This is a genomic window from Azospirillum sp. Sh1 (assembly GCF_008365135.1).
Taxonomy (GTDB): domain Bacteria; phylum Pseudomonadota; class Alphaproteobacteria; order Azospirillales; family Azospirillaceae; genus Azospirillum; species Azospirillum oryzae.
This window is the reverse complement of sequence record NZ_VTTK01000052.1, coordinates 24,988-37,278: the sequence shown is the minus strand read 5'-3', so window position 1 is coordinate 37,278 and position 12,291 is coordinate 24,988. Positions and strand designations below refer to the sequence as shown.

Here is a 12,291-nt window from a genome sequence, read left to right as displayed (position 1 = left end):
GAGCTGTACATCGCCGTCGGCATCTCGGGCGCCATCCAGCATCTGGCCGGCATGAAGGACAGCAAGGTGATCGTCGCCATCAATAAGGACGAGGAGGCGCCGATCTTCCAGGTCGCCGACTACGGCCTCGTCGCCGACCTGTTCAAGGCGCTGCCGGAGCTGCAGCAGGCCGTCTGATCCCGTTCATTTCCTCCGTTACCCGAAGAGGTCCTCCATGACCGCCGCCGCGATCCCCTACACCCCGCCGCTGAAAGAGATCCGCTTCGTCCTCGACCACCTCGCCGGCATGGCCGAGGTGGCGGCTCTGCCGGGCTTCGAGGATGCCAGCCCCGACATGGTGGACAGCATCCTGGGCGAGGCGGCGAAGATCGCCGAGAACATCCTGGCTCCGCTGAACCGCATCGGCGATGTCCAGGGCGCGAAGCTCGGCGCCGACGGCATCGCCCGCACGGCGGAGGGCTGGGGGGCGGCTTGGCAGGCGTTGGTGGAGGGCGGCTGGAACGGGCTGCCCTTCGATCCGACGCGCGGCGGCATGGGGCTGCCCAACCTGCTGAACACCGCCGTGCAGGAGATGTGGCATTCCGCCAACATGGCCTTCGCGCTCTGCCCGATGCTGACTCAAGGGGCGGTGAACGCGGTTCAGCTCTATGGGTCGGACGCGCTGAAGGACATCTACCTGCCCAAGATGATCTCGGGCGAGTGGACCGGCACCATGAACATCACCGAGCCGCAGGCGGGGTCCGACCTCGCCGCCACGAGGTCGCGCGCGGTGCCGAACGGCGACCATTACCTCGTCAGCGGCCAGAAGATCTTCATCACCTACGGCGACCATGACCTGACGGAGAACATCGTCCATCTGGTGCTGGCCCGCCTGCCCGATGCGCCTCCGGGCGTGAAGGGCATCAGCCTGTTCGTCGTGCCGAAGTTCCTGGTCAACCCGGACGGCAGCCTGGGCGCCCGCAACCAGGTGAAGTGCGTGTCGCTGGAGCACAAGCTGGGCATCCACGGCAGCCCGACCGCCGTGCTGTCCTTCGGCGACGAGGGCGGGGCGACCGGCTTCCTGGTGGGCGAGCCGAACCGCGGCCTGGAATACATGTTCACCATGATGAACCATGCCCGGCTGAACGTCGCCATGCAGGGACTGTCGATCGCCGAGCGCGCCTACCAGCAGGCGCTGGCCTATGCCCGCGACCGCGTGCAGGGCAAGCCGCTGGGCTGGACCGAGGGTCAGTCGAAGGGCATCGTCAACCATCCCGACGTCCGCCGCCTGCTGATGGGCATGAAGGCGCGGATCGAGGCAATGCGCGGCATCCTCTATACCGCCGCCGCCGCGGTGGACGTGGCGCACCACCATGCCGACGAGGCGGCGCGCGGCCGGGCCGCCCTGCTGGTCGATTTGCTGACCCCCATCGCCAAGGGCTGGTGCACCGAGACCGGGCAGCAGTTGGCGTCGGACGGCGTGCAGATCCATGGCGGCATGGGCTTCATCGAGGAGACCGGCGCCGCCCAGCATCTGCGCGACGCCCGCATCACCACGATCTACGAGGGCACGACCGCCATCCAGGCCAACGACCTGATCAACCGCAAGATCCTGCGCGACGGCGGGGCGATGGCCAACGGCTTGCTCGACGACATCGCGGCGCTGGGCGGCGAACTGTCCGGCCACGCCGACGAGGCGTTGCGCGTCACCGGTGCCGAGTTGGTCGCTGCGGTGCATGAGGCCAAGCAGGCGGTGGCCTGGGTGCTGGCCACGGCGAAGCAGGACCCGCGCCTGCCGGCCGCCGCGTCGGTGACTCTGCTGGAGCTGATGGGCGTGGTCGCCGGCGGCTGGCAGCTGGCCCGCGCCGCCAAGGTGGCGGCGGAGCGGCTGGCGGAGGGCGATGCCGACATTGCCTTCCTGTCGGCCAAGCCGCTGACCGCCCGCTTCTACGCCACCCATGTGCTGCCGAAGGCGGCGGCGCTGCGGGCGACCGTCGTCAACGGCTCCGCGAGCGTGATGGCGCTGAGCGAGGAGCAGCTGTTCGGCGCGGCTTGACGGGGGCGCGCTGACCGGTTGGCGCCGGGGCCTTTGGCCCTTTGCCGGGTGTCGCGGGCGGTTGGGGGACCTCCCGCCACTGCCCCGGCGCCAGCCCATCCAATGTCCAGTCGCCGATCGACCAGCGGATCAGCCGCAGGGTGGGGAAGCCGACCGCCGCGGTCATGCGGCGGACCTGCCGGTTGCGTCCCTCGCGGATGGTGAGCGCGATCCAGCTGGTGGGGATGGCGGCGCGGTAGCGCACCGGCGGATCGCGCGGCCACAGCGACTCCGGCTCCTCCATCCGCCGCACCTCGGCCGGCAGGGTGGGGCCGTCCTTCAGCGTGACGCCGCGGCGCAGAGCCTCCAGCGCCTCGTCGGTCGGCACGCCTTCCACCTGCACCCAGTAGGTTTTGGGCATCTTGTTGGCGGGCGAGGCGATGCGGGCGATCAGCGGGCCGTCGTCGCTCAGCGCCAGCAATCCCTCGCTGTCGCGGTCGAGACGGCCGGCAGCATAGACGCTCTTCACCGGCACCAGTTCCGCCAGGGTCGGGCGGCCCTGGTCGTCGGTGAATTGCGGCAGCACGCCATAGGGCTTGTTCAGCAGGATCAGGCGCGGCACGGGCTTGCTTCCTTGCGCAGTTCGGGAAAGGCGCTATCGTTCGCACCCCAACATGATCTCTTGATAGCAGGGGTTCGGCCGTGACGCTTCTGTTCTGCTCCGCCAGCGACAGCGCCGAGGATTGGCGCCGGGAAATCGCCCGCCATCTTCGCGGCGTGGAGATGCGCGTCTGGCCCGAGACCGGCGACGTCGCCGACATCGAGGTCGCGGTGGTGTGGAAACCGCCGGCCGGCATGCTGGCGACCCTGCCCAACCTGAAGCTGATCGTGTCGCTGGGCGCCGGGGTGGAACCGATCCTGGAGGACCCGACCCTGCCCGACGTGCCGCTGGTGCGGATGGTGGCGGACGGGCTGACGGTCGATATGGCCGGCTATGTGGCTTATCAGGTTCTCTACTGGCACCGGCTGATGGATGGCTATGCCGCCCTCCAGGCCGAGGCGCGGTGGGAGCAGCGGGATCATCGCCCGGCCTCCGAGGTGACCGTCGGCTTCCTGGGGTTGGGCGAACTGGGGGCGGCGTCGGCCCGCACGCTGCGGACCCTGGAGTACCGCCTGATGGGCTGGAGCCGCAGCCCGAAGAGCATCGACGGGGTGGAAAGCTTCTCCGGTCCCGACGGGCTGGCGGCGATGCTGCCGCAGTGCGATTTCCTCGTCTGCCTGCTGCCGCTGACCGACGAGACCCGCGGCATCATGGATGCCGGCCTGTTCGCCGCCCTGCCCAAGGGGGCGGTGGTCATCAACGCCGCCCGCGGCGGGCATCTGGTCGAGCGGGACCTGCTCGACGCGTTGGAGAGCGGGCATCTGCACGGCGCCAGCCTGGACGTCTTCATGACGGAGCCGCTGCCGGCCGACCATCCGCTCTGGCGTCATCCGAAGGTCCGCATCACCCCCCATGTCGCCGGGATCACCCACCCGTCCCGCTGCGCCGTGCAGGTGGCCGACGCGGTGAAGGCCCTGCGCGACGGCCGGCCGCTGCCCAATCTGGTGGACCGCAGCCGGGGCTATTGATCTGGCAAAAAGGACTTTCCTCGACCGTCATCCCCGCGAAGGCGGGGAACCAGGCCTCCGGCTCAAACACTTGGAAAGTCTGGATTTCTGCCTTCGCGGGAATGACGGTCGACGAACGTTTCAGCGCGGTCGCGGCCCTTACAGCATCTGCACCGCGATCACCGCCAGCAGGGCCGCGATCACCCACAGGGCGATGCGGTCCGAGCGGCGGCGGCTTTCCCAGCCGTTCAGCATCTGGCGGACGGTCTGCGGGTGCAGGCGCACGCCGCCTTCCGCGATATCGCGGGTCACCCGTTCCGCCTCGCTGACCAGGGCGGGGATGCGGCGGACGGTGGACAGGATGGCGCCGGCATCGTTGATGAACTGCGCCTCCGGTCCGCGATTCTCGCGCATCCACTCCTCGATCAGCGGGCGGGCCAGCTCCCACATGTTGATGTTGGGGTTCAGCAGCCGGCCGACGCCCTCGGCGGTCAGCATGCTCTTTTGCAGGAGCAGGAGCTGAGGCTGGGTTTCCATCTCGAACTGTTCGGTGACGGCGAACAGCTGGGCCAGCAGACGGCCGACCGAGATGTCGGCCAGCGGCTTGTTCTGCAATGGCTCGCCGATGGCGCGGCAGGCCTGGGTGAAGATCTCGATCGACTGGTGGCGCGGGACGTAGCCGGCCTCGAAATGCACGATGGCGACGCGGCGGTAGTCGCCGGTCAAAAAGCCGATCAGCATGTCGGCGAGGTAATAGCGCGTCTCGCGATCCAGCCGGCCCATGATGCCGAAATCGACGGCGGTGATGGTGCCCTGTTCGTTGATGAACAGGTTGCCGGGATGCAAATCGGCGTGGAAGAAGCCGTCGCGGAAGACCTGATTGAAGAAGCTGGCCGAGGCCATCGCCAGAATCTCGTCGCGGTCGAAACCGGCGGCGGAGATGCGGGCCGGCTCGTCCACCTTGAAGCCGCGGATGCGCTCCAGCGTCAGCACCCGGCCGCCGGTGCGCTCCCAATCGACCTTCGGCACGTTGAAGGTTTCATCGTCCTTGAAGTTCGACGCCAGTTCCGACGCCGCGGCGGCCTCCATCCGCAGGTCCATCTCCAGGCGGGAGGTGCGGGCGAAGGTATCGACCACCTCGACCAGCCGCAGCCGCTTCAGGCGGGGCAGCACCCACTCGGCCAGCCCGGCCAGCCGGTAGAACAGGTCGATGTCGCGCTCGAAGGCCTGCTCGATGCCCGGACGCAGCACCTTGACCGCCACCTCCTGCCCATCGGCGGTGACGGCGAAATGGACCTGGGCGATGGAGGCGGCGGCGACCGGCTTGTCGTCGAAGCTCTGGAACAGGGCATGGACCGGCTGGCCGAACTCCGCCTCGATGATGGCGCGGGCCTGATGGGCGGGGAAGGGCGGCAGCTTGTCCTGCAGCTCGGCCAGATCGACGGCCATCCGCTCGCCGACCAGATCGGAGCGGGTGGACAGCAACTGCCCCAGCTTGATGTAGGTCGGGCCGAGTTCGGCCAGCGCGCGGGCCAGCCGCTCGCCCTCGCGGCCGGGCACGCCCCTGCGGGCGACGCGGCGCCACAGCCACAGCAGGCCGGGGGCGGTGCCGAGCAGGCTGGTGGGCAGGGCATCGTGACGGGCGACCGTCCGGCCGATCACGGCCATCCGGATCAGGTTGCGCAGGATGCGGAACACGGGGTCTTAGATCCGCCAGCCGGAATGGATGGCGGCGATCCCGCCCGACAGGTTGCGCACGCGCACCGCGCCGAAGCCGGCGGCCTCGATCCGCTTGGCCAGATCGGCCTGTTGCGGGAAGCGGCGGATGCTTTCGGCCAGATAGCGGTAGCTCGCCTCGTCCTTTGCCACCACGCGGCCCATGAAGGGCAGCACCTGGAAGGAATAGACGTCGTACAGCTCGCGCAGAACCGGCAACACGACGTGGCTGAATTCCAGGCAATAGAACTTGCCGCCGGGCTTCAGGACGCGGTGGGCTTCCTTGATCGCCTCGTCGATGCGGGTGACGTTGCGCAGCCCGAAGGCGATGGTGTAGGCGTCGACCGAGCGCGAGGCGATGGGCAGCCTTTCCGCGTCGCCGACCGTCCATTGCACCCCGGACAGGATGTTGCGGTCGATGGCGCGGTCGCGGCCGACCCGGACCATCGCCTCGGTGATGTCGCAGACCACAGCGGCCCCGCCGCCCTTCTTCAGGAAGCGGAAGGCGATGTCGCCGGTGCCGCCCGCCACGTCCAGCAGGGTCATGTCCGGCTTGGGCGCCACCATCTCCATCAGCGTGTCCTTCCACAGCCGATGGATGCCGCCCGACATCAGGTCGTTCATCAGGTCGTAGTTGGTCGCCACGCTGTCGAAGACGGCGCGGACCAGCCCGGACTTGGCGGACGGATCGACGGGGGTGAAGCCGAACCAGTTGCCTTCGGAACCGGACGTGGGCTTTTGCGGGTCGGCGGAGGATGGGGGGGTGTGGTCGCTCATGGCCGGGAAGATAGCGCGGGCAGGGGCCATGCGCCAGCGGGGGCGTGCAATGCGGAAGGCACTGCGGCGAATGGCGTAGGACGGGTGGGGGCAAGGGGCGGGGGAGGCGGAGGTTGGAACGTCGTGGAACAGGTTTCGGAGACTGTTCCACGGGGTGCGGTTCGGCGGCAGGTCGGCGGTTTGCCGGGTGATGGAACAGGGTGAAACAGTTTCCCGGTGATGTTCCATCGCCGTTGAGATCTCCTGGGATGTAGGTAATCAATCCTATCACGGGGTCGACCGACGGGAAAGGATGGGGCGAATTCCGGACTGTGCGGCTTCGTTATCATGCCGGCCGATGAACCTGGAGGCGCTGGGCGTGCTTGCCATTCACCGGGGGCTGGCCTACTGACTGCCGGGAATAACATACGCCCGTATTCCTGTGGCTGCGGTGGCCGTGGGGAGGAGCCTCTGGTGGATCGGCATGACCCTTGCTGAAGCCTGCGCCGAATTCCTGACCCACTGCCGGGTTGCCAAGAACCTGTCGCCCCACAGTCTGCGCGCCTACACCATCGATCTGGCCGAGTTCGAGCGGTTTGCCGGCCCCGCGACGGCGGTGGTGGCGGTGGATCGCCCGTTGCTGCGCCGCTATCTCAGCCACCTGTTCGAGGTGCGGCGGCTGAAGGAAACCAGCGTCAAGCGGCGGATCGCCTGCCTGAAGGTGATGTTCCGCTGGCTGGAGTTGGACGAGGTGATCGAGATCAGCCCCTTCCACCGGCTGGACGCCCGCATCCGCCTGCCGCGCCGCCTGCCGCGCAACCTGACCGACGACGAGGTGCGCCGCCTGCGGGCTGCGGCCCTGGCCGGGGCGGGGATTGCCGGCAGGGTCACCGAAGTGAAGGCTCTGCGCGCCGCCCGCAAGGCCGGCCATGACGCCTTCACGGCGCTGGTGGCGGTGGAGGTGTTGTTGGCGACGGGGTTGCGCGTGGGGGAACTGGCCGGCATGCGGGTGGAGGATGTGGATCTGACCGGCCGTGTCATCACCATCGTCGGCAAAGGCAGCCGCCAGCGCCGGGTGTTCCTGCCCGACGATGCGGTGACGGCGCTGGTGACGGCTTATCAGGGTGTGACGGGCGCACGGCGGCGCGACCATGACCGGTTCCTGATGACGGGAACGGGCGGGCCGGCGTCCACCCAGCATCTCCGCTTGTTGATTCGTCAGACCGGCGAGGAGGCGCAACTGTCCCGCCGCGTCACTCCGCACATGCTGCGCCACACGGCGGCGACCCGGCTATTGGAGAATGGGGTGGACATCCGCTTCGTCCAACGCCTGCTGGGGCACCAGAGCATTTCTACGACGGAAATCTACACGACGGTGACGGATGCCAGCCTGCGGGCGGCGGTGATCAGGGCAGCGGAGGGGATGCGGGCGCTACGACGATAACTAGGAATTATGAGAATTGAGCGAATCGAGGTTGGATTGCCAACCTCACTGATTTCGAATGCAGACGTATTTGAATTGCTGAACGCGAATTCAAAAAAACTGCCTAGCTCAATGCAGGAAGAAATTGAGAGCTTTTTCGATGCGTCAGGCGCAGTTCAACGATTTTGGCGGGCAACCGATAGAGAGCCTCAGCACGTCCTTCAAGAGGCTGCCGCCCGAATGTTTCGCCATATCGATAGAAGAGACATAAAAATCGTAATATATTGTAGTGCTTCAAAGTACTTCGCCGAACCAGCCCATGCATCAATATTTTGTGGAATTAACAATGTTGCGCCAGAGTACGCCTTTGACATATCAGACGGGTGTATGGGGTGGCTAACCTCGTTGAATATTATTGAAAAATTTTGCCTAAATAAACAAGAGGGGTACGCCCTTATTATATCCCATGAATTTCCGATGGGAAGGAATGGGGCTGTCTATCCGAAATGCTTTAATATCTCAAGCCACACCCAGCTAAAATATAAACTTCCAGCTCTAACTCTCGGAGAGGCTTGCACCCTAACTCTGGTAAAAATGGATGCGCCCTCTACTCAATGCATCAGGGTGGAGTTGCCTAGCGGAGCAGAGCTCTGCACCGTGCCATATAGAAATTATAATAACTTCCTATGGAACTCATCGTTTATCTTTGATGAGGAAGAGTTTCATGCTCATTACAATGAAATGTCAAAAGTTGCCGCCTTGAAAAGCATATCAATTTTAAATAAATCTTTAAAAGGGAAAAGAATTAATCTTGTGCCGCATTCGTACACGCGATCTTTTGAGAAACTAAGCGACCTGTTGAGCTTCCACCCCAAAATTGTAAATTACTTCGGTGAATATGGAAACACCGCAACATCATCAATTCCACTCAATATAGAGATCGCTCGTAGGCGAGGCGCTCTCGATCATTCAAGGCCGACTTACGCTTGGTGCGCAAGCGCCGGAATCAAAGTCTGTATAGCAGAACTTAAATTGAATTTAAGCATCAACTAACAGCGTTTTTTAAGAATAGTAGTATTATCGGAGAAAATGAGCTAGCAAACAGTGAGGACTTACGCTTTATCATAAAATGAATGCTCATCAATGCCCTTACGTCTGCAAGCCTTCTCGTGTCAATTATGATATCCACACTCCTGGACGCTTTTGATATTCTAATGGAAACCATTGCATAAGAAACAAGGAGAACTGATAACAAAATGAGGAAATATACAATACACCACATTGAGAATACAGAGTTTACCAAATTAGAATACTGAAATGATAATTTCTCATTGATCGATGCATAGGAGGTTCTCAGATATAAATAAGTAGCTATTGAAGATGATATCAGTATGGATACCATCATATAATAAACGATGTCAAAATTTTTCAGAAATGATTCTGCAATCTCTTCTATATTGAGTTTTGGATTGACATCCATCTTCGCAACCATGTGCGGGACAGTCATCATTATGGCAGACGCTGGAAGAAAAGCTGCTACAACCAATGATATGGGGATAATGTTGAATATCTTGAAATCGATATGTAAATAAGAAAATTTGATTTGAAAAATACTTTCGAACAATATGCTATTTGAAGATATGCGGTTAAGCCCGATCCACAAAATGTCGCATGATAGTCTTTTTAAAGGTGTATCGAAAAAAATCACTATTGCTGAAAAAATGAGTGATGCAGCTAAGAATGAAGCAGAATGATTTTTAATGAAACTTCTGTAGATAAATACGCTTGAAGAATTTCTCATGATGTCATAGACATAAAATGTAACAGAAATGCACAATATTATATGCATTGTTCCAAATGAAAAATATGAAAATATGTAGGACATATCATCATATGATCTAAAGGAGACATGGCTAGAAAGCTCATTTATTGACAAGCCGTCAATAGATAATCCGGCGGAAACCGAAAAAATGATAGGAATCACGGCCGCAAGTGTGACCATGCCCCATCCGTAAGAAAATGGTTTATTAAGCATAATTCCTAGTTATCATCTAGAGAGTTAAAGAGAAAAATGTGCCAACGCACATTACCTTGCGGTATGCTGCCAGAAATCGGATGTATCCTCAAGGGCTAACATTTGTTGATACTCTTCGCTCCTAGGTGTGTCTTTTTCGCCAAATGGACCGGCTTTCCGCCGCCTGCCGAACCCTTGGCACCTCCTGAAGTTTCCGTGGGTATCAAGAAACACTCAGCCCACATCCCCCTTGCATCCCGCCGCCCCCGCGCGTATAAGCGCATCCTTCCACGGGCGGCGAGGCTGGGCCGTATGGCTCAGGGCATGCCCAACCGTCCGATGGAATTCCGCCTCATTTCCCTCTAGGAAACGAAAATGCCCAAGCTGAAGACGAAGAGCGGCGCCAAGAAGCGCTTCAAGGTGACCGCCACGGGTAAGGTTCGCGCTCAGGCCGCCTACAAGCGCCACTGCCTGGAACAGAAGTCCCCGAACATGAAGCGCAACGCGCGCGGCATGATGACCCTGTGCGACTCCAACGCCCGCACGGTGCTGAAGAACTGGCTGCGCAACGCCTGATCTCGGCACATCATAGAATTCGGAAGGACTGAACCATGGCTCGTGTTAAGCGCGGCGTCACGACGCACGCCCGTCACCGCAAGATCCTGAAGCTCGCCAAGGGCTACCGGGGTCGCAACTCCAAGAATTTCCGCATTGCGATCGAGAAGGTCGAAAAGGCGCTTCGTTACGCCTACCGCGACCGCCGCAATAAGAAGCGCGATTTCCGCGGCCTGTGGATCCAGCGCATCAACGCCGGCGTCCGTCAGTACGGCCTGACCTACTCGCGCTTCATCAACGGCATCAAGCTGGCCGGCATCGAGATCGACCGCAAGGTCCTGTCCGATCTGGCCGCGCGCGAGCCGGAGGCCTTTAAGACCCTGGTGGACAAGGCCCAGGCCGCGCTCGCCTCCAAGGCCGCCGCGTAACGCCTCGCGCTTCCCGTCCAAAAGGGAACGCTTGCCGTCACGGCGTCAGTTGTAAGAGAAGGGAGCCGGGCCGCTGGGCCGGCTCCCTTTTTCTGTTTGCACCGATTTTTCCCCACGCTTGCCGGGAACCGCCATGCTCGACGCGCTGAAAGACGAACTTCTGTCGCAGGTCAACGCCGCCGCCGACCTCTCGGCGCTGGACGAGGTGCGGGTCTCCGCGCTCGGCAAGAAGGGGCGCATCACCGGCTTCATGAAGGAGCTGGGGAGCCTCACTCCCGACGAGCGCAAGGAGCGCGGCCAGGCGCTGAACGCGCTGAAGGACGAGATCGCCGCAGCCATCGACGTGCGCAAGGCCGACCTCGCCGCCGCCCACCTGAAGGCGCGGCTGGAGGCCGAGCGGGTCGATGTGACCCTGCCGGTCCGCCCGGAGACCGAAGGGCGCATCCACCCGATCAGCCAGACGATGGACGAGATGATCGCCATCTTCGCCGAGATGGGCTTCTCGGTCGCCGAAGGGCCGGACATCGAGGATGATTTCCACAACTTCACCGCCCTGAACTTCCCGCCCGGCCACCCGGCGCGCGACATGCACGACACCTTCTATCTGCCGGATGCGGATGAGAAGAAGATGCTGTTGCGTACCCACACCAGCCCGGTGCAGGTCCGCACCATGCTGAACAACAAGCCGCCGATCCGCATCATCGCGCCGGGGCGGACCTACCGCTCCGACTACGACATGACCCACACCCCGATGTTCCACCAGATCGAGGGGCTGGTCATCGACGAGGCGACCAACATGGGGCACCTGAAGGGCTGCCTCGTGGAGTTCTGCCGCGCCTTCTTCGATGTGGACGATCTGCCGCTGCGCTTCCGCCCCAGCTTCTTCCCCTTCACCGAACCGTCGGCGGAGGTCGATATCGGCTGCTCGCGCAAGGGCGGGGAGCTGAAGCTGGGCAATTACGGCGACTGGCTGGAGATCCTCGGCTGCGGCATGGTCCACCCCAACGTGCTGGAAGCCTGCGGCATCGACAGCACCCGCTACCAGGGCTTCGCCTTCGGCATGGGGGTGGAGCGCGTCGCCATGCTGAAATACGGCATCCCCGACCTGCGCACCTTCTTCGAAGCCGACCTGCGCTGGCTGAAGCATTACGGCTTCTCGGCCCTCGACATTCCCAACATCGCCCATGGGCTGACGCGCTGAGCCGATGCCAACCATTGCCGAATTCGACGGGATCAAGATCCTGATGTATTATCAGGATCATGATCCGCCCCATTTCCATGTCGAATACGGTGATTGCGAAGCGCTGATCCGCGTTGCCGATCTGGCGTTGATCGAAGGGGATGTGCCGGGCCGGATCCTGCGCCGCGTCAACGAATGGGCGCGGACGAGGCAGGCCGATCTGGCGCTGAACTGGGTCAAGTGCCGCAGTCATGTGGCGCCGGATCGGCTGTGACGGGCCGCGATTGGAGGGAATCATGCCGGGTTTGCTGAAGAACCGCATTGAAAGCGCCACCCCGCTCCCGGATGGGCGGCGGGTGTCGTTGCGCTGGGTCGGCGGTGCCGAGACCAGCGTCGACATGGCTCCCCTGATCGCCCGAGGCGGCGTCTTCGCGGCGCTGTCCGACCCGACCCTGTTCGCCGCCGTCACGGTCGGCCCGCGCGGCCGGTCTCTGGCTTGGCCGGGTGAACTGGACCTGGACGCCGACGCCCTGTGGTTCGAGGCCCACCCGACCGACAACCCCTTCGCCCAATCCGCCGCGGCCGAGTGAACCTCGC

General features: G+C 62.6%; 13 protein-coding genes. 10 read left to right on the top strand and 3 right to left on the bottom strand.

Annotated elements, in window-relative coordinates; genetic code table 11:
* The coding region (locus FZ029_RS30330; protein ID WP_211104259.1) for an FAD-binding protein at positions 1 to 177 on the top strand (177 nt) is incomplete at its 5' end.
* Positions 178 to 214: 37 nt separating this feature from the next.
* A complete protein-coding gene (locus FZ029_RS30325; protein WP_149273664.1) occupies positions 215 to 2,035 on the top strand; it encodes an acyl-CoA dehydrogenase C-terminal domain-containing protein in 1,821 nt (606 codons plus the stop codon).
* Here FZ029_RS30325 and FZ029_RS30320 read toward each other — a convergent pair.
* Positions 1,977 to 2,636 carry a pseudouridine synthase gene (locus FZ029_RS30320; RefSeq protein ID WP_149273663.1) on the bottom strand — a complete coding sequence of 220 codons (660 nt, stop codon included), beginning with the start codon at positions 2,634 to 2,636 and terminating at the stop codon, positions 1,977 to 1,979. The two genes, FZ029_RS30325 and FZ029_RS30320, sit on opposite strands and share 59 nt — an antisense overlap.
* An 80-nt stretch (positions 2,637 to 2,716) precedes the next feature.
* Between FZ029_RS30320 and FZ029_RS30315 the strand changes: the two genes are divergently transcribed.
* Positions 2,717 to 3,643, top strand: a complete 927-nt coding sequence (locus FZ029_RS30315; RefSeq protein ID WP_149273661.1) for a glyoxylate/hydroxypyruvate reductase A — start codon at positions 2,717 to 2,719, stop codon at positions 3,641 to 3,643.
* A 138-nt stretch (positions 3,644 to 3,781) separates the two neighbouring features.
* On the opposite strand, the gene ubiB is transcribed toward FZ029_RS30315, so the two are convergent.
* Entirely contained in the window at positions 3,782 to 5,320 is a 1,539-nt protein-coding gene (gene ubiB / locus FZ029_RS30310) for a 2-polyprenylphenol 6-hydroxylase (RefSeq protein WP_149273659.1), read from the bottom strand.
* 6 nt (positions 5,321 to 5,326) lie between these two features.
* Positions 5,327 to 6,115, bottom strand: a complete 789-nt coding sequence (locus tag FZ029_RS30305; RefSeq protein WP_247892575.1) for a class I SAM-dependent methyltransferase — start codon at positions 6,113 to 6,115, stop codon at positions 5,327 to 5,329.
* A 463-nt stretch (positions 6,116 to 6,578) separates the two neighbouring features.
* Between FZ029_RS30305 and FZ029_RS30300 the strand changes: the two genes are divergently transcribed.
* From FZ029_RS30300 to FZ029_RS30270, 7 genes are all read left to right on the top strand, one after another.
* Positions 6,579 to 7,538 carry a tyrosine-type recombinase/integrase gene (locus tag FZ029_RS30300; RefSeq protein WP_149273656.1) on the top strand — a complete coding sequence of 320 codons (960 nt, stop codon included), beginning with the start codon at positions 6,579 to 6,581 and terminating at the stop codon, positions 7,536 to 7,538.
* Positions 7,539 to 7,574: 36 nt separating this feature from the next.
* The gene (locus tag FZ029_RS30295; protein ID WP_188052124.1) at positions 7,575 to 8,570 is read left to right on the top strand and encodes a hypothetical protein; all 996 of its coding nucleotides are present in this window, start codon (positions 7,575 to 7,577) and stop codon (positions 8,568 to 8,570) included.
* A gap of 1,336 nt (positions 8,571 to 9,906) precedes the next feature.
* The gene (gene rpmI, locus FZ029_RS30290) at positions 9,907 to 10,107 is read left to right on the top strand and encodes a 50S ribosomal protein L35 (RefSeq protein WP_012975158.1); all 201 of its coding nucleotides are present in this window, start codon (positions 9,907 to 9,909) and stop codon (positions 10,105 to 10,107) included.
* A 35-nt stretch (positions 10,108 to 10,142) separates the two neighbouring features.
* Positions 10,143 to 10,514: a 50S ribosomal protein L20 gene (gene rplT / locus FZ029_RS30285; RefSeq protein ID WP_012975157.1), complete on the top strand. Its 372-nt coding sequence runs from the start codon at positions 10,143 to 10,145 to the stop codon at positions 10,512 to 10,514.
* A 133-nt stretch (positions 10,515 to 10,647) separates the two neighbouring features.
* Positions 10,648 to 11,715, top strand: coding sequence for a phenylalanine--tRNA ligase subunit alpha (gene pheS / locus FZ029_RS30280; RefSeq protein ID WP_149273652.1), 1,068 nt, complete (start codon positions 10,648 to 10,650; stop codon positions 11,713 to 11,715).
* A 4-nt stretch (positions 11,716 to 11,719) separates the two neighbouring features.
* The gene (locus FZ029_RS30275; protein ID WP_149273651.1) at positions 11,720 to 11,968 is read left to right on the top strand and encodes a DUF4160 domain-containing protein; all 249 of its coding nucleotides are present in this window, start codon (positions 11,720 to 11,722) and stop codon (positions 11,966 to 11,968) included.
* Between the two features lie 22 nt (positions 11,969 to 11,990).
* Positions 11,991 to 12,284: a DUF2442 domain-containing protein gene (locus FZ029_RS30270; protein WP_188052123.1), complete on the top strand. Its 294-nt coding sequence runs from the start codon at positions 11,991 to 11,993 to the stop codon at positions 12,282 to 12,284.
* Positions 12,285 to 12,291 lie beyond the last annotated feature (7 nt).

Bases quoted from the DNA above. Each gene is read 5' to 3' on its own strand.
- FZ029_RS30325 (WP_149273664.1), top strand. From the start codon at position 215: ATGACCGCCGCCGCGATCCCCTACACCCCGCCGCTGAAAGAGATCCGC.
- FZ029_RS30305 (WP_247892575.1), bottom strand. From the start codon at position 6,115: ATGAGCGACCACACCCCCCCATCCTCCGCCGACCCGCAAAAGCCCACG.
- FZ029_RS30300 (WP_149273656.1), top strand. From the start codon at position 6,579: ATGACCCTTGCTGAAGCCTGCGCCGAATTCCTGACCCACTGCCGGGTT.
- rpmI (WP_012975158.1), top strand. From the start codon at position 9,907: ATGCCCAAGCTGAAGACGAAGAGCGGCGCCAAGAAGCGCTTCAAGGTG.
- rplT (WP_012975157.1), top strand. From the start codon at position 10,143: ATGGCTCGTGTTAAGCGCGGCGTCACGACGCACGCCCGTCACCGCAAG.
- pheS (WP_149273652.1), top strand. From the start codon at position 10,648: ATGCTCGACGCGCTGAAAGACGAACTTCTGTCGCAGGTCAACGCCGCC.
- FZ029_RS30275 (WP_149273651.1), top strand. From the start codon at position 11,720: ATGCCAACCATTGCCGAATTCGACGGGATCAAGATCCTGATGTATTAT.
- FZ029_RS30270 (WP_188052123.1), top strand. From the start codon at position 11,991: ATGCCGGGTTTGCTGAAGAACCGCATTGAAAGCGCCACCCCGCTCCCG.